General features: G+C 63.4%; 16 protein-coding genes. 11 read left to right on the top strand and 5 right to left on the bottom strand.

Features of this window, described 5'->3' with window-relative positions; genetic code table 11:
- Positions 1 to 5 precede the first annotated feature (5 nt).
- The 6 genes from AC13EY_RS17005 to AC13EY_RS16980 are packed head-to-tail and all read left to right on the top strand — an operon-like array spanning position 6 to position 4,461.
- Positions 6 to 311 (top strand): urease subunit beta, encoded by a 306-nt coding sequence (locus tag AC13EY_RS17005; RefSeq protein WP_088275339.1) that lies wholly within the window; start codon positions 6 to 8, stop codon positions 309 to 311.
- A 21-nt stretch (positions 312 to 332) separates the two neighbouring features.
- Positions 333 to 2,033, top strand: coding sequence for an urease subunit alpha (ureC, locus tag AC13EY_RS17000; protein WP_335598876.1), 1,701 nt, complete (start codon positions 333 to 335; stop codon positions 2,031 to 2,033).
- A gap of 10 nt (positions 2,034 to 2,043) precedes the next feature.
- Positions 2,044 to 2,532: an urease accessory protein UreE gene (gene ureE / locus AC13EY_RS16995; protein ID WP_338213735.1), complete on the top strand. Its 489-nt coding sequence runs from the start codon at positions 2,044 to 2,046 to the stop codon at positions 2,530 to 2,532.
- Positions 2,525 to 3,214 carry an urease accessory protein UreF gene (locus AC13EY_RS16990; protein ID WP_482876907.1) on the top strand — a complete coding sequence of 230 codons (690 nt, stop codon included), beginning with the start codon at positions 2,525 to 2,527 and terminating at the stop codon, positions 3,212 to 3,214. Before ureE ends, AC13EY_RS16990 begins: the two co-directional genes overlap by 8 nt.
- Before the next feature lie 13 nt (positions 3,215 to 3,227).
- On the top strand, positions 3,228 to 3,872 hold the full coding sequence (gene ureG, locus AC13EY_RS16985) for an urease accessory protein UreG (protein ID WP_482876905.1): 645 nt from the start codon (positions 3,228 to 3,230) through the stop codon (positions 3,870 to 3,872).
- Position 3,873: 1 nt separating this feature from the next.
- Positions 3,874 to 4,461 carry a HupE/UreJ family protein gene (locus AC13EY_RS16980; protein ID WP_482876903.1) on the top strand — a complete coding sequence of 196 codons (588 nt, stop codon included), beginning with the start codon at positions 3,874 to 3,876 and terminating at the stop codon, positions 4,459 to 4,461.
- A 157-nt stretch (positions 4,462 to 4,618) separates the two neighbouring features.
- Here AC13EY_RS16980 and AC13EY_RS16975 read toward each other — a convergent pair whose 3' ends face one another.
- Positions 4,619 to 5,530, bottom strand: a complete 912-nt coding sequence (locus AC13EY_RS16975; RefSeq protein WP_088275326.1) for an alpha/beta hydrolase — start codon at positions 5,528 to 5,530, stop codon at positions 4,619 to 4,621.
- Positions 5,531 to 5,648: 118 nt separating this feature from the next.
- Here AC13EY_RS16975 and AC13EY_RS16970 point away from each other — a divergent pair, with 118 nt between their 5' ends.
- From AC13EY_RS16970 to AC13EY_RS16950, 5 genes are all read left to right on the top strand, one after another.
- A complete protein-coding gene (locus tag AC13EY_RS16970) occupies positions 5,649 to 6,566 on the top strand; it encodes an AAA family ATPase (protein ID WP_269687611.1) in 918 nt (305 codons plus the stop codon).
- Positions 6,536 to 7,537, top strand: coding sequence for a DUF58 domain-containing protein (locus tag AC13EY_RS16965; RefSeq protein ID WP_373315097.1), 1,002 nt, complete (start codon positions 6,536 to 6,538; stop codon positions 7,535 to 7,537). Before AC13EY_RS16970 ends, AC13EY_RS16965 begins: the two co-directional genes overlap by 31 nt.
- Positions 7,534 to 9,543 (top strand): transglutaminase TgpA family protein, encoded by a 2,010-nt coding sequence (locus tag AC13EY_RS16960; RefSeq protein ID WP_482876900.1) that lies wholly within the window; start codon positions 7,534 to 7,536, stop codon positions 9,541 to 9,543. The genes AC13EY_RS16965 and AC13EY_RS16960 overlap by 4 nt, the downstream gene beginning before the upstream one ends.
- Positions 9,544 to 9,584: 41 nt before the next feature.
- On the top strand, positions 9,585 to 10,049 hold the full coding sequence (locus AC13EY_RS16955) for a DUF3429 domain-containing protein (protein WP_088275318.1): 465 nt from the start codon (positions 9,585 to 9,587) through the stop codon (positions 10,047 to 10,049).
- Positions 10,050 to 10,127: 78 nt separating this feature from the next.
- Positions 10,128 to 11,129 carry a hypothetical protein gene (locus AC13EY_RS16950; protein ID WP_482876898.1) on the top strand — a complete coding sequence of 334 codons (1,002 nt, stop codon included), beginning with the start codon at positions 10,128 to 10,130 and terminating at the stop codon, positions 11,127 to 11,129.
- 6 nt (positions 11,130 to 11,135) lie between these two features.
- On the opposite strand, the gene AC13EY_RS16945 is transcribed toward AC13EY_RS16950, so the two are convergent.
- The 4 genes from AC13EY_RS16945 to AC13EY_RS16930 all read right to left on the bottom strand — a co-directional run bounded on the left by AC13EY_RS16945 (position 11,136) and on the right by AC13EY_RS16930 (position 16,165).
- A complete protein-coding gene (locus tag AC13EY_RS16945; protein WP_335598872.1) occupies positions 11,136 to 11,477 on the bottom strand; it encodes a zinc ribbon domain-containing protein YjdM in 342 nt (113 codons plus the stop codon).
- A 101-nt stretch (positions 11,478 to 11,578) separates the two neighbouring features.
- A complete protein-coding gene (locus AC13EY_RS16940) occupies positions 11,579 to 12,706 on the bottom strand; it encodes a YbaY family lipoprotein (protein ID WP_285676686.1) in 1,128 nt (375 codons plus the stop codon).
- Positions 12,707 to 12,821: 115 nt separating this feature from the next.
- On the bottom strand, positions 12,822 to 15,215 hold the full coding sequence (locus AC13EY_RS16935) for a fatty acid cis/trans isomerase (protein ID WP_482876896.1): 2,394 nt from the start codon (positions 15,213 to 15,215) through the stop codon (positions 12,822 to 12,824).
- A 104-nt stretch (positions 15,216 to 15,319) separates the two neighbouring features.
- Positions 15,320 to 16,165 (bottom strand): DMT family transporter, encoded by an 846-nt coding sequence (locus AC13EY_RS16930; protein WP_482876894.1) that lies wholly within the window; start codon positions 16,163 to 16,165, stop codon positions 15,320 to 15,322.
- Positions 16,166 to 16,169: the final 4 nt, after the last annotated feature.

Below are 16,169 nucleotides of genomic sequence, written 5' to 3'. Positions count from 1 at the left end.
TCGTCATGATTCCAGGAGAAGTGCAGACCCGCCCCGGCGTGCTGCAACTGAATGAAGGACGCGAAACGCTGGTGATCAGTGTGGCCAACAGCGGTGATCGTCCGGTGCAGGTCGGCTCCCATTACCACTTTGCCGAGACCAATCCGGCGCTGCAGTTTGATCGCGATGCGGCGCGAGGCTTTCGTCTCAACATCGCCGCCGGTACCGCGGTGCGTTTTGAGCCGGGGCAGAGCCGCGAGGTAGAACTGGTAGCGCTGGCAGGTGAGCGCAAGGTGTATGGCTTCCGTGGCGACGTCATGGGCAGTCTCTGAGCAGATTGGGAGAAGCGAACAATGGAAATCAGCAGACAGGCCTATGCGGAAATGTACGGCCCAACCACCGGCGACCGCGTTCGCCTCGGTGATACCGAACTGTGGATCAGCGTCGAGAAGGACCTGACCCGCTACGGCGAAGAAGTGAAATTCGGTGGTGGCAAGGTCATCCGTGATGGCATGGGCCAGAGCCAGCGTACCCGCGCCGAGACGCCGGATACCGTCATCACCAATGCCCTGATCGTTGACTGGTGGGGCATTATCAAGGCCGACGTGGCGATCAAGGATGGCAACATCCAGGCCATCGGCAAGGCCGGCAACCCGGACATTCAGCCCGGAATCGATATCATCGTCGGCCCGAGCACCGAAGTCATCGCCGGTGAGGGCATGATCCTTACCGCCGGTGGCATCGACGCGCATATTCACTTTATCTGCCCGCAGCAGATTGATGAGGCGCTGATGTCCGGTGTGACCACCATGATCGGTGGCGGCACCGGCCCGGCCACCGGCACCAACGCAACCACCTGTACCCCGGGTGCCTGGCATATCGGCAAGATGCTGCAGTCGGCCGAATGCTTCCCGATGAATCTGGGCTTTCTCGGTAAGGGCAACGCCAGTCTGCCGGACCCGCTGGAAGAGCAAATTCAGGCCGGTGCCATGGGCATGAAACTGCACGAAGACTGGGGCACCACTCCGGCGGCGATTGACTGCTGCCTGAGCGTGGCCGATGCCTTCGACGTGCAGGTGGCGATCCATACCGACACCCTGAACGAATCCGGCTTTGTTGAAGATACCCTGGCGGCCATCAACGGTCGGGTAATTCACACCTACCACACCGAGGGTGCCGGTGGCGGTCACGCGCCGGACATCATCAAGGCCTGCGGCGAATCCAACGTGCTGCCGTCCTCGACCAATCCGACGCGGCCCTACACCATCAACACGGTCGACGAGCACCTCGACATGCTGATGGTCTGCCACCACCTTGATCCGGCCATCGCCGAAGATGTGGCCTTTGCCGACTCGCGCATTCGCCGCGAGACCATCGCCGCCGAAGACATCCTGCATGACCTGGGCGCCTTCTGCATGATCTCCTCCGACTCCCAGGCCATGGGCCGCGTCGGCGAGGTGATTACCCGCACCTGGCAAACCGCGCACAAGATGAAAGTCCAGCGCGGCCCGCTGGAAGGCGACGACGACTGGTCCGACAACGCGCGGGTCAAACGCTACATCGCCAAGTACACCATCAACCCGGCCATTACCATGGGCGTCGGTCATGTGGTCGGCTCGATTGAAGTCGGCAAGCTGGCGGATCTGGTGCTGTGGAAGCCTGCCTTCTTCGGCACCAAACCGAGCCTGATTCTCAAGGGCGGGGCCATTGCGGCTGCGCCCATGGGTGATCCGAACGCCTCCATCCCGACACCGCAACCGGTGCATTACCGGCCGATGTTTGGCGCCTTCGGGCGGGGCATGGACACCACCTGCCTGACCTTCGTCTCGCAGGCGGCGATTGATGCTGGCGTGGCGGAAAAGCTGGGCCTGAAGCGTCGTCTCGAGGCCGTTCGCAACACCCGCACCATCAGCAAGGCCGACATGAAGCTGAACGACTATCAGCCGGACATCAGCGTCGATCCGCAGACCTATGTGGTCAAGGCTGACGGCGTTGAGCTGCTCTGCGAGCCGGCTGACGAGCTGCCGTTGGCGCAGCGTTATTACCTGTTTTAAGGAGAGCACGATGCTGGAATGTCATGCCTGGCTGGAGGACGAGTCCGGTCCCCATGACCACGTACTGGAGCTGAGCTACGAACTGCGCACCCGCAGCCGCCTGCGCGCCAAGACGGTTGCCGGCGACGAAGTCGGTCTGTTTCTGCCCCGTGGCCGCGTGCTGGCGCAGGGCGACCGTCTGCAGTGCCTCGATGGCAGTGTGCTGATGATCGCCGCCGCGCCGGAAAAACTCTCGCGGGTGGTTTGTGACGACACCCTCAAACTGGCCCGCGCTGCCTATCACATGGGCAACCGCCACGTGGCGCTGGAAGTGCACGCCACCGAACTGCGCTACCAGTGCGATCACGTGCTGGACGCCATGCTGGTCGGCTTCGGGTTGGAGGTCGAGCAGATCACCGCACCGTTCAACCCGGAGAAGGGCGCCTATCACAACCACAGCCACAGCGTAGCCACGCCGGCCGCGCCGCTGCTGCGCCTTGCTGGGCACGCCCATGACTGAGCTGAACCCAGTCGCCGATCTGGCCCTGTTGCGTGTGCTGCAGCTGGCCAGTCCGGCGCTGCCGATTGGCGCCTACGCCTACTCGCAAGGGTTGGAGTACGCCATCGAGCAGAACTGGGTAACCGACATCGACAGCGCCGCGCACTGGCTGGGCGGCTTGCTGGGTCACTCGCTGGCGCGGCTGGATATTCCGTTGCTGCTGCGCCAGTACGACGCGCTGGAGCGCGACGATGAAGGCGCGCTGTTCTCCTGGAATGACTGGCTGCTGGCCAACCGGGAAACCGCTGAGCTTTATCTGGAAGACAGCCAGCAGGGCGGGGCGCTGCTGCGTCTGCTCAAGTCGCTGGCCGTGCCCGCGGCGCTGGAATGGCCTCAGGGCGAGCCGATTGCGCTGATGACCGCACTGGCAATGGCCGGCCAGCATTGGCAGACCGGCGCCCGCGCGCTGGCGCTGGGTGCGCTCTGGAGCTGGCTGGAGAACCAGACCGGCGCCGCAACCAAATTGATTCCGCTCGGGCAGACCGACGCCCAGCGGTTGCTGGATCGCATGCTGCCCGATTTGCCTGCAGTGGTGGATATCGCCGTCACGCTTTCCGCCGATGATCTCGGCGCAGGATTACCGGGCCTGGCCTTTGCCAGCGCCCGTCATGAGCATCAATACACCCGATTGTTTCGATCATAAGGAGCACTGACACATGACTTCCAGACCTGCACTGCGGGTAGGCATCGGCGGACCGGTCGGGTCCGGCAAGACCGCGCTGGTTCGCACCCTTTGCGAGCGCCTGTATCCGCACTACAACCTGGGCGTGATTACCAACGACATCTACACCCGCGAAGACGCCGATTTTCTGCTGCGCCATCAGGCGCTGCCGGAAGATCGCATTCTGGGGGTAGAAACCGGCGGCTGCCCGCACACCGCGATTCGTGAAGACGCCTCCATGAACCTGGCCGCGGTAGCCGAGCTGCAGGAGCGCTTCCCGGACATGGAACTGGTGCTGGTGGAAAGCGGCGGTGACAACCTGGCTGCGACCTTCAGCCCGGAGCTGTCTGACCTGACCCTCTACGTGATCGACGTGTCTGCCGGCGACAAGATTCCACGCAAGGGCGGCCCGGGCATCACCCGCTCCGACCTGCTGATCATCAACAAGACCGACCTGGCCCCGCTGGTCGGTGCCGATCTGGATGTGATGGACCGTGATGCCAAGAAGATGCGTGGCGAGCGTCCGTTCGTATTCTCCAACCTCAAAAGCGGTCAGGGCGTGGACCAGATCATCGAATTTATCGTTCGTCAGGGCATGCTCAAGGCTCTGCCGGAAACTGCACAGCAACAAGGAGCCTGACATGACACTGCTGAACAAACGCCTTGGCTTGATTGCCACTTTGGCCCTGCTGCCCGGACTGGCACAGGCACACCCCGGCCATGATGTCTCGGGACTGGCCGCCGGGATCACGCACCCGTTGATGGGCATGGATCACCTGCTGGCGATGGTGGCCGTTGGTCTGTGCGGCGCCAAGCTGGGCGGTGCTGCCCGCTGGCTGCTGCCGCTGCTGTTCGTCTCCGTGATGCTGGTTGGCGGGGCGTTGGCGATGGCCGGTGTTCACCTGCCGGGCGTTGAACTGGGCATCGTCGGGTCGGTCATCGTACTGGGCGCGCTGCTGGTTGTTGTGCAGCGTGGCCAGACTGCGCCGGTGGCGCTGCTGGTGGCTGGCTTCTCGCTGTTCCACGGCTACGCCCACGGTGCTGAAATGCCTGCTGCTGCAGGTGCGCTGAGCTACGCGCTGGGCTTCGCGGTCGCTACCGCAGCATTGCACGCAGCCGGTCTGTTTGGCGGCCTGTGGCTGCAGGAGCGCAAGGCCGCGCGCGTCGTGATGGGCAGCCTGGGCGCCCTGATCAGTCTGGCTGGCGTCGGTATGGCCGTCGGCATGTAATCGGCTGCGGTACCGGCGGCGTTGACTCGCCGGTACCGCGTCTCTGCGCTTAACCTCTTCGTTCTCTTTCCTTCCAGCATCACCCGGCCTTCTCGGGTTTTTCGGTTTGTCCGGTTGACGGCGTTGCCCTGACTTCCCTTGCTTGTGCCGTTTTTTCCTAGTTGGTTCTGGCTGAGGCGACAGCCGGATCCGTGCTGACTTGCTGCCCGCCATCCCGCGTGCCGTGCCTACTTATGAAGCCGGTGATCTGCTCAATCATCGGAGCCCGGTCCTGAAAGGGCGCTGCCAGTGTGAGCAGAATTTTGATGTGCCCCATGTCGCTCAGAATCGCGCTTTGCGTGGCAACCTGATAGTTGCTCAGGGCCTCGGCGAGTTGCCGGGTGTTGCGCTGCGGGTCAACCAGGCTGTCATCGGCTCCGGCAAGCAGCAGGGCCGGCGGGCTGGCGGCACTGGCGTGGACCAGCGGCTGGGAGTCGACCGGCGTCTGCGGGTGATAGAAAACCGGCTGCACATTGGGATTGATGATCGGCAGAAAGTCATAGGGCCCGGCGAGACCGATCCAGCCACTGAGCACCTCGGGGGCAAGTTGTTCCTGTGCCAGCCAGCGCGGATCTAGCGCGAGCATGGCGGCGTTGTAGGCGCCGGCACTGTGGCCCATGACGAACAGCGGACCGGCAGGGCTTTGCCAGTTGCTGCGGTTGGCCTGGGTCCAGGCCAGTGCCTTGGCGCTGTCGCGCAAAAAATCGGGATAGCGGACCTCGGGATACAGCCGGTAGTCCGGGATCACGGTGATAATGCCGCGACTGGCCAACGCCTGGCCGACAAACCGGTAGTCTGCGCGTTCGCCGTTGCGCCAGCTACCACCGTAATAGAACACCACCACCGGGGCGTTGGCTTTCAGGTCCGTCGGCAGGTATACGTCGAGCCGCTGGCGTGGCAAGTCACCGTAGGGCAGATCGGTGAGGGTTTTGTAGCCGTTTTCAGGCACCAGCCAATTGACCGGGGCCAGCGCCGAGCAGCCGCCCAGCAGGCTTGTCAGCAGCAGGACCATCGTGCGAAACAGTGACATTCAACCCCCTCGGATTTCCTGATGGGTGATGTGCAGGCTGTTACAAGCTATTGCATTTGGCTTTCGCGTAACAGCGCTTGCACCTACCATGGCATGGTAGCCCGGAGAAGAGGTAAGCATGAAGGATGTGTTGAGTGCGGCGCAGGACGCCATAGGTGAGGTGCTGCTGGGCAAATCCCAGGCGATCAAGCTGGCGCTGGCCTGCATTCTGGCCAAGGGGCATCTGCTGATCGAGGATCTGCCCGGCATGGGCAAGACGACGCTGTCGCAGGCGCTGGCCCGGGTACTGGGCATGAGTTACCAGCGTATTCAGTTCACTAGTGACCTGCTGCCCGGTGACATCCTCGGCACCTCGGTATTTGACCGCAATACCGCCCAGTTTGTGTTTCATCCCGGGCCCATCTTTGCCGAGCTGGTGCTGGCCGACGAGATCAACCGTGCGACCCCGAAGAGCCAGAGCGCCTTGCTTGAAGCAATGGAGGAAGGCCAGGTGACGGTTGACGGGGCGACCCGCCCGCTGCCCGATCCGTTTTTCGTGATCGCTACCCAGAACCCTGTTTCCCAGTCCGGCACCTTCGCGCTGCCCGAGTCGCAGTTGGATCGGTTTCTGATGCGTCTGTCGCTCGGTTACCCCAGCGAGGCGGCCGAGAAGAGCCTGCTGCAGGGCGATGCACGCCGGGTCCGCCTGGACGCCATCAGAACCGTGCTTGGTCGTGAGCAGCTCTGTGCACTGCAGGCGCTGGTGCCGCAGGTTACCGCCAGTGAAGCGCTGATCGACTACATCCTGCGGCTGGTCAACCACACCCGCAACAGTGACGCCTGCGCTTGGGGGCTGTCGCCACGGGCCAGTTTGGGCCTGCTGGCCGCAGCCCGCGCCTGGGCACTGCTGGAACAGCGCAATTACGTCATTCCCGAAGACGTGCAGGCGGTATTGCCTGCCGTGGTCAGCCATCGTCTGCGCGCCACCCACGATCCGGCCGGGCATGGCGGCGACAGTCTGGCGCGCTGGTTGCTGAGCGAGGTGTCGCCGGTGTGAGCGACGCAATACGTGAGCGCCTGCGCCAGTGGCACCGTGGCTGGTTGCGCCGCCGCATACCGCCCGCGCAGCAGATTCGGCTCGATCACCGGCGTATTTTCATTATTCCGGGCAAGGCCGGCGCTGGCTTTCTATTGCTGCTGGCGATCATGCTGGTAGGCGCTATCAACTATCAGAACAGCCTGGTATACGGCCTGACCTTCACGCTGCTCAGCCTGTTCTGGGTGGCCCTGCATCATACTTACCGCAATCTGGCCGGGGTGCAGCTCAGGGCAACCGGTGGCAGGCCGGTGTTTGCGGGGGAGCAGGCCCCGCTGGGCCTGGTGCTCAGCAGCTCGCGGCGGGAACATCAGGCACTGCGTCTGAGCTGGCCGAAGGCTGGCTTGCATACGGTTGATGTGCCCGCCGGCGGCGAGCAGGCACTGACCCTGTATTACCCGACCGATCATCGAGGCTGGTTAACACTTGAGCGGCTGAGGGTCGAGACGCGCTTTCCGCTTGGCTGGTTTCAGGCCTGGAGTCTGGTCGATCTGGACTGGCAGGTGCTGGTCTACCCCAGACCGGTCAGCCGCCCGTTGCCGCGCGGCAGTGCGCCGGAGGGCGCGGAGCACGATCAGGATCAGGCGCTGGTCGAAGGGGTGGACGATTTTCAGGGCCTGCGCGCCTATCAGCCGGGTGATTCGCGCAGGCGTCTCGATTGGCGCGCCTGGTCGCGCGGCCAGGGTTTGCACAGCAAAATATTCGCCGAGCCGCAGCAGCAGAGTCTGTGGCTTGACCTGACCAGCGCGGTCGGTCGTGATCTGGAGGAACGGCTCGGGGTAATGACCGGTTGGGTGCTGGCGCTGGAGAACGCTCGCCGCGCCTACGGACTGAGGCTGCCCGGCCAGCGTATCGAACCGGCGCTCGGCCCTGCGCATCGTGAGCAGTGCCTGCGGGCGTTGGCGCTGTATGGTCTGGAGCCGCAGCGATGACCGCGTTGATTCCGCGTAACAGCCTTGCCTGGCTGTTGATTGCCCAACTGGTGGTACTGGTGCCGCATTTGCCCCGCCTGCCCTGGTGGATCGCGGTGCTCTGGCTGGGTTGTGCACTTTGGCGGGTGCAGATTCAGCGTATGCGCTGGGGCTACCCCGGGCGTCTGCTGCGCGCAGGCGGTCTGCTGTTGACCGGGCTGGCGGTGTATCTCTCCCAGGGCACGCTGATCGGGCTGGATGCCACCGTGATGCTGCTGCTCCTGCTGTTCATGCTCAAGCTGCTGGAAATGCGCAGCCCGCGTGACGCGCTGGTGGTGATTTACCTCGGCTTCTTCATTGTCGCGACCGCGTTTCTGTTTGATCAGGGCATTCCGCTGGCCCTTTACCAGGGATTCTGCGCGCTGATTCTGGTAGCGGCGCTTGTAGGCCTGCAGCAGAGCCCGGCGCGCAATGATCCGGCCGCCGCGTTGCGCCGGGCCGGCGCTATGGTCTTGCAGTCGCTGCCGTTGATGCTGGTGCTGTTTCTGTTCTTTCCCCGGCTGGCACCGCTGTGGTCGGTCAATGTACCCGGCAGCAGCGCCCGCACCGGCCTGTCCGAGAGTATGGCGCCGGCGGACATCGCCAATCTGGCGCAGTCGCCGGAGCTGGCCTTTCGGGTTGAGTTCGACGGACAGGTGCCGCCGGCATCGACCCTGTACTGGCGGGCCCTGACACTCAGTCGCTTTGATGGGCGCACCTGGTCCTACGATCAGCGTCTGGAACAGCGTACCGTGCCCCCCCTTAGTACGGCAGGCGCTGCGCTCGTTTATCAGGTGGTTGCCGAGCCCAGCGGTCGCAACTGGCTGTATAGCTTAAGCGGGAGCGTCAGCAGTACGCCCCAGGTCAACCGGCTGGCCGATGACACCTTGCGCGCCTTGCGGCCGCTCAGCGGTACCTTCGCCTATACGGCCACGGCCCATAGCGATGCCCTGCTGCAACCGGAAGGGCTCTCGGTCAGTGAGCGTCGCCGTGAGCTGCAACTGCCGCCCAGCGGTGACCCGCGTGCCCGTGCCTGGGCCCGACAGCTGCGTGCCGAGTATGGCAGTGATGCGCAACTGATCCAGGCGGTGCTGGCGCATTTTTCCGAACAGCCGTTCTATTACACGCTGCAGCCGTCGCCGCTTGGCCAGCATGCCAATGACGAGTTCCTCTTCGATTCCCGCCGTGGTTTCTGTGAGCACTACGCCGGTGCCATGGCATTCGTTCTGCGTGCGGCCGGGATTCCGGCTCGTATCGTCACCGGCTATCAGGGCGGCGAGCTGAATCCCAGGGGTGGATATTTACTGGTACATCAGTTTGATGCCCATGCCTGGGTTGAGGCGTGGCTGCCGGGAACCGGGTGGACCGCCTTTGATCCGACTTTTCAGGTTGCCCCCACGCGCATCGAGCGCGGACTGGAAGAGGCCATGCGCGAGGAAGGCAGCTTCCTCGCCGAGGCGCCGCTGTCAGGAGCGCGCTACCGCGGCGTCAGTTGGCTCAACAGCCTGCGCCTTAGCTGGGATGATCTGAACTATCAGTGGCAGCGGCGGGTGCTGAATTTTCGTTCGGAGGAGCAGCTGGCCCTGTTCCGACGCTGGCTTGGCACTGCCGACTGGCAGCGGATCGGTGTGATTGTGCTGGCGCTGGTGTTTACCCTGATGGCAGTACAGGCGTTTTTCTGGCTGCGGCCCGCCCGGCGTACCGGCACACCGGCGCAACGCGCCTGGCAGCAGCTTGATCGGCGTCTGCGCCCGCTTGGCCTTGGCGCGCAGGCCGGGGAGGGGCCGCGGGACTGGCAGCAGCGTATTGGGTGCGCACTGCCCTCGCAGACTGACCTGCTGGCAGCGTTTTTTGACTGCTTCGTTGCCCAGCAGTATGCGGGTGGTAACGCTGATGCGGCGCTGCTGCGCGCGCACCTCAAGCGGTTGCTGCGCAATCTGCCACGGCGGCGTTCGGCGGGCTTGCCAGTCAAGCGTCGACTCTTATAATCGATTGGGCCTATCCCGGCATAGTTGGCAGCGGAGTTTGCATGCATCCATTCGGCGCAACGCGTCCCCCTCGTCTGGCGTTAGGGCTTGGCCTGGCGGGGCTCATTCCCTTTGTAACCGGGGCATTGGGCCTTTGGCTCACCCCCGAGGCCTGGCGCGACAGGGTGCTCGAGGAGCTGCTGGCCTATGCCGCCATCATTCTGGCCTTCATGGGCGCCATTCACTGGGGCCTGGCGATGCGCGCCGAGGAGAACAGCGACAAGGCTCCTGTTCAGCTGGGGCTTTCGGTCATCCCGCCGTTGCTCGGATGGGTAGCCTTGGCATTGCCTAACGTCCTCGGGTTGCCGGTCATTCTGGTCGCCTTTGCAGCGTTGTATTTTGCCGACATCTGGGCGGTCAATCACGGGGTCGCGCCGGTTTGGTACCCGGCGCTGCGCAAGCCGCTGACGATTATCGTGGTCTGTTCGCTGCTGGTTGCCTGGCTGGCAACGCTGGTGGTGGGCTGAGGTTCACTGTTTCGGGTGATGGGCGCGCAGGGCAGGGTGTGATCAAGTAGGTCGCACACTTGTTCATGCGGGCCTGCCGTGCAATCCGATCCTTCTTTCCATTACGTTGATGGGCGCTGGCTGTTGGCGCTCTATGCGGTTATCCCGCTTTCGTTTGCCGTCATCGCGTTCGATGCGCTGGTGTTGCAGCGAGCACTGCTGCACAACCTGCTGCCGGACGATCCCAATGACTGGGCTCTGTGGGCGCTGCTGTTCGGCCTGCCGCATATCATCGCCAGCGCACTGACGCTGTCGGATCGCGCCTACCTGCGGCATTACCGTCGGCAATTGCTACCGGCATTGCTGGCATTTCTGCTGATCTGTCTGGTCGGATGGTATGGGCCGCAACCGCTGAGCTATCAGTTGCTGTTTGTGTTCTTTGCCGGCTTTACCGTCTTGCATGTGCTGTCGCAGCAGCTGGGCATTGCCCTTGTGCTGAGCGGGCGCAGGCCAGGACGCCTGTTTCGTTTCTGGAAGTGGGTAGCCGTCGCCGCGGGTCTGGCGATCTATCTGAACGTTTATGGGGGGCAGTATCTGGGGCATTTTCGGGTCGCCGGCACGGATGTCTATGCGTTGCTGGCCGGGTTGGCTGGTGCCCTTTGTGTGATCTTGCTGCTGTTGACCTGGCGGTTGGCGGGGGCTTGCGAAGGGCGCCTCGGGTGCTGGTTTATCTGGGCCAATGGTGCGCTGCTGGTCAGTGCACTGATGATCAATCAGTTGGGGTACACCTTGCTGGTGATCCTGATGCCGCGCCTGATACATGATCTGACCGCATTCAGCGTGTACATCACCCATGACCGCAATCGCCAGGCGCGTACCGCAACAGGCTGGCTGTATCGCTGGCTGCCCGCGGCCGGTGTGACGCCGTTCGTGGTGCTGCCCGCGGCGTCGATTCTGATCGCCTGGCTACTCAATACCCATCAGCAGCATGCCGTCATCGGGATCGCAATCCTGTTGATCTCGTTTATGCATTATTACTGGGAAGGGTTTGTCTGGCGCGGCGAAAGCCCGTTGCGTCAGCACGTGCGCTTTCGCCGCTAACGGGGCTCAGACCTTTTTGACGAACTCGGACTTGAGGTTCATGGCGCCGATACCGTCGATTTTGCAGGCAATATCGTGATCGCCGTCGACCAGACGAATGTTCTTGACCTTGGTGCCGACCTTGACCACCAGCGATGAGCCCTTGACCTTGAGATCCTTGATCACGGTCACTGTGTCACCGTCCTGCAGCGGGTTGCCGTTTGCATCCCTGATACCCGAGTCGCTGGCGGCCTGGGTGTCTGCTGTCTCTGCCGACCATTCATGGGCGCATTCCGGGCAGATGAACATCAAGCCGTCCTGGTAGGTGTAGGGGGACTGACAGGCAGGGCATTGGGGCAGATCACTCATGCGGGTACCTCGGTATGGCGGGATTGACCCTGCGGAGTACAGGGTCATTGGCGCCGGCATAATGCCCGATAGCGGCCTGACTGTCCATGCTGCAGCTGATGTTATAGGGCTTCTGCGACGATCTTGCGGCCATCTGCCGTTATCAGCAGAAGATGGCCCTGCGCATCGATATCGAAGCGCGACAGCTGCTGCAACACGTCGAACAACGCCTGATCCTGAGCCATCAGCTCATCCATGCAGGCTTTCTGGGTGGCTGCAATCGCGCTGGTGGTGAGGTTCTCTCCGGTTAATTGATAGCCGGAGGAAAAGCCGTTGCAGGCACCCTGACCACCCATACGCCCGTCCGCGGTGAAGCTGAGGGTTACCGGGGTGTCGCTTTGCACTGCCTTGTCATCGATATGCTGCACTTTCCAGGTGTGTTTGGTCAGCAGGGCTTCCGGCGCACCGCCGCAGCCGGTCAGCTCCGTCGCTTCGCGCTGAACCCGAACCCGGTAGGGGTATGGCATGCCGGTCATGCTGTCGTGGCACAGCGCCGGGGTTATCTCGACAACCATCTGATGTGTCGTCCCGGCATCAAGGCGTATGGTGTCGCCCTGACGGGTTGCTGTCGGCGTCGGTGTAAGCTGGGCGGCGCTGCTGTCCTGACGGGTCAGGCGCATCCGTTCGCTGTCGATGGTCAGCATCCAGCCGGGCTCGTTACCCCGTGCCTGCAGTGGCAGCAGGGTGCTGACATCAATCACCTCGGCGTCGTCAGGCACCCGCCCGCTGACCTTGATCATCATCAGGGTGCCCAGGTCGTTGATCGCCTGACTGAGGTCAATGGGGTAGTGGGTGTCGGTAGTCCACAGCAGCTTTCCGTCGGTCCCGCGAATCTGGCCGGACACGGTGTAGGTCGCCTGCGGCAGAAACATGCGGGGTTCCACCTTGAGCTCGAACGGCACCGGAACCGACATGCCGATCAGCGTGGTTTTTTGTTCGGCCAGCACGGTGGCCGGGGCGTCAGCGCGTGACACATCCAGCAGTCGGACGTGGGCGACGCTGCCCGGCGGCAGGGCAATACGCTCGCGGTAGCTTATCGCTCCGCTCACCTGCCGGGTCTGTGGCACTACTTGCTGTTCTGCCGTGGTGGCGGGCGTGCTGTCGTCTTCCGGGGCGGCGTTATGGGCGCAGCCCGCCAGCAGCCAGCCGAAGGCTGCAGCAAGCAGCAGACGTGACGGGGAAAGCAGCATGGAGAATCCTCTTCTGTGTGGCCGTGTTTTCGTCGACCGGCCGTGTCCTCAGTGTAAACCCGTTTTTGCGGTTGTCCGCATCCACGCAGCCGTGGGGCTGCGTGGAATGTCGGGTTTACAGGTTCTGGTAGCGATTGATGTCGAATAGACCTGCCTGGGACGGATCGGTTTCCTCAACATAGCGTCTGAAGTCCGCCATGATGTCCCAGAAGTGGGGGCTGGTGCGACGCACACCCCAGCGGGCGGCGACCGCGCCCAGCCCTGCTTCGTCGCGTGTGGCACGCAAGGCGGCGACAAAATCCGGCAGTTGCTGCAGGGGAATGTCGAAGCTGAAGTTGGGATAGCTGCCGAGCGTGCCGCGCATCAGTGTGAGCGTGTCACGTTCCGGCTGCAGACGGGCGTCTTCACCGAACATGAAGGCGACGTTGCTGTGGGCGCGGTTGTGGACAAGGGTGTATACCCAGCGCTGCTTACCATCATGGATACGCATGAAACTGACCTCCGGCAGCAGTGCAATGACCGGAACGTTGGCAGCGGTGCCCTGCCCGAGCGGGCGCAGGAGCTGATCGATGTGGCGCTGCTGGTCGCTCAGCTCCGGACGTTGACAGGTGTTCTGCGGGCAACGGTTCAGGGTGTCCGGGCCGCTGTCTACCGTATCTGCACGGGCCATCAGTTGTCGGGTGAAGGCGGCCATGACAGCGGGGTTGCTGCGGGTATCTTCCTCTGTGTAGCGGATGGCGACCGGGGTATCGAGGCTGACATCGGCGTAGGCAATGCGGTCCTTGAGCAGCGCATGGCCCTGATACCACTGCTCGTAGAGGGCCTTGCGGGCCTGTGCCGGGACAAAACGCAGGAAATTGTGCTCGGCGCCATTGCGAATCAGGTCAAAATACAGCCGGGTCTGAGCCTGGTGCGACAGGCTGCCGAACACGTTGAAGTTGACGACCAGCTCATAGTAGGTCCGCTCAAGCAGCGGGTAGTCCATGACCCAAATGGTCTCCGGCACCTGGCCCCATAGCCCACGGCGCACCGATGCGCTGTCGTGGTGGCGGAAGATGGTCAGCAGCGCGTCCCGGTTGTGGCCGTCGCCGTCCCAGATCTCGGCCATATCGGCCCCGGCGGGTTTGCGCTCGGCATAATAGCCGTGCCGCAGCGTCAGATACCGATTGCGTTTGCTGCTGTACTCCAGCCACGCCGCACCCAGCGCGGAGAGATCGCTGTCCTGCCCGGGCAGGCCGAGCAGTGGCGTGGTCAGGCTGCGATAGAGCGGATCATTGACGTAGGCCTCCTGCTGCGGATCTTCGAACACGGTCCAGAACTGGTCGCGAATGACATCGGTAGCGATCTGGCCGCGGCACACCGGGCCGCGAATAAAGGAGCGAACGAAGTACTCCGCCGAATCGAGCATGAACTGATAGCGCGCCCTGGCCGGAATGGCGGTAAAGGTGATAAACGGGTTGGAGCGTTCTGCGTAGGCGTAACCGGGCGGGGTGGCAACGGCCCAGTCGTTCTGCAGGAACAGTTCCTGCCAGCGATCCATGCGCTGAGCATCCAGGGCATAGGTGATGTGGGTCTTTTCGACCAGCGTTTCGCGCAGCGGGCGCAAGCGGTAGTAGAACGGCTGGCCCGGATCGTCATTGGGGCGCACTGTGGCCAGTGGCTCGGCTGGCTGGCCCGGCGGCGTTGCGGAGCGCACCAGCTCATAGAAGCTGCTGCCGGCGATGTCGGGGAAGTGCAGATGGGCGATAAACAGGTGCTCGAACAGGTAGCGTGAGACCAGTTGTTCTCGGGCACCCCGCTGGTTGAAGAAGGTTTCCCAGCGCTCGATGCTTGCCTGCTCCTGTGCCGATGGGTTCCAGGGCTGTGGCGCAGTGACCGCGCCTTCACTGATCCAGCGACTGAGGGTGGCAAATTCCTCATCGCTCAGGCCGCTGGTGGCATAGGGCATTCCGCCGTGCGGGTTCTCTTCGGCGTAGTCGTCAAAGGTGCCCGGGGAAGGGCAACTGAAGGTGTGTTTGGTGCCGATCTTGATCGCTTCCGGCAGTGTGCTGTCGGCCGGGAACGGGTTGCGGTGGCCCAGCTCGATCATGCGGTAAAGCAGTGATCCGTCGAGTTGCTGGGCTGCGCCGGCGTTGGCGTCATGCAATACCGAGAAAAACCCCTTTTGCCGCCAGGCTTCGGTGCTGTCGGCATCAATACCCAGTCTAGTCGGCTCGGCGTCGTCAATTCGCGTGCCGTCGTAGACCTGCTTCTTGGACGCACCGCGTTCAATGCCCTCGGCGCTGGTCAGCTTGAGCTGGCAGGGGGCGTCGTAGCAGCCGTGACAGGCCATGCACCTGGTTTCCAGAATCGGCCTGATGTCGCGCTGATAGTCGAAACTCTGGTGCGTCGCCACCACCGGTTCGGCGTGCGGGTAGGTCTGAACGGCGCTGCAGGCGATAACCAGAACGGTTAGCAGCAGGGTAACGGATGCGATGCGCCAGGTCGCACGGCGGGACAGTAGTTGCATGGAATCCTTCCTCGGAGGCAGGCGACAGGGCGGGGCGGTTGCCCATCTTGCATCAGGCAGGATGTTTTATGCCAGGCATTGTGACGACGGCCATGCCCCGAGGTTCAGTTATTGGCCACCTGTTTGCGCAACACCAGCGCGATACCGCCGAGGATCATCGCCGATGCGAGCAGCAGCCTCAGGGTCAGCGGTTCGGCCAGTAACAGCGCGCCGCCGAGTGTGGTAATGACCGGCACACTCAGCTGTACGGTTGCCGCGACACTGGCGCGCAGATGCGGCAGTGCGGCGTACCAGACAGCGTAGCCCAGCCCCGAGGTAACAGCGCCGGAGGCCAGCGCATAGAGCACCCCCTGGCTGTCCAGGTTCTGGCTCTGCAGCAGCGCCAGACTGAGGAGAATGGCCAGCGGTGCCGCGCGCAGAAAGTTGCCCGCAGTCACCGCGGTAGGGTTGCTGGCACCGCGTCCGCGCAGCGAGTAAATGCCCCAGGCAATACCGGCAGCCAGCATGCTCAGCGCGGCTGGCAAGGGCGGGGCGCTGGAACCGGGCAGCAGCAGGGCAATAAGGCCCAGGAGCGCCAGCGTCATACCCACCTGCTGCGGCAGCGTCAGCCGCTCACCGCGCGCAACGCTCGTCCCGATCATGGTGACTTGTACCGCGGCGAACAGCAGCAGCGCGCCCAGGCCCGCATCCAGGTGGATATACGCCCAGGAAAAGCCTGCGGCATAGGCAAACAGCGCCAGCGCAGAGGGCCAGCTACCGTGGCTGAAGGCGCCGCCGCCGCGCAGCGTTACCAGCAGCCACAGCACAGCGGCGCCGGAGATCAGCCGCAGACTGGTGAAACTGGCCGGGTCGATGGCGGTTGTGTCCAGCGCCAGCCGGCACAGCACCGAATTGCCGGCAAAGGCCAGCATGGCGAGCGTGGTCAGCAGGGTTGCCTTGGGCAGTTGCATGGTT

It is taken from the genome of Halopseudomonas sp. L-58, assembly GCF_056859475.1.
The sequence above is the reverse complement of the archived record's forward strand: the minus strand, read 5'-3'. Positions and strand labels throughout refer to the sequence as shown.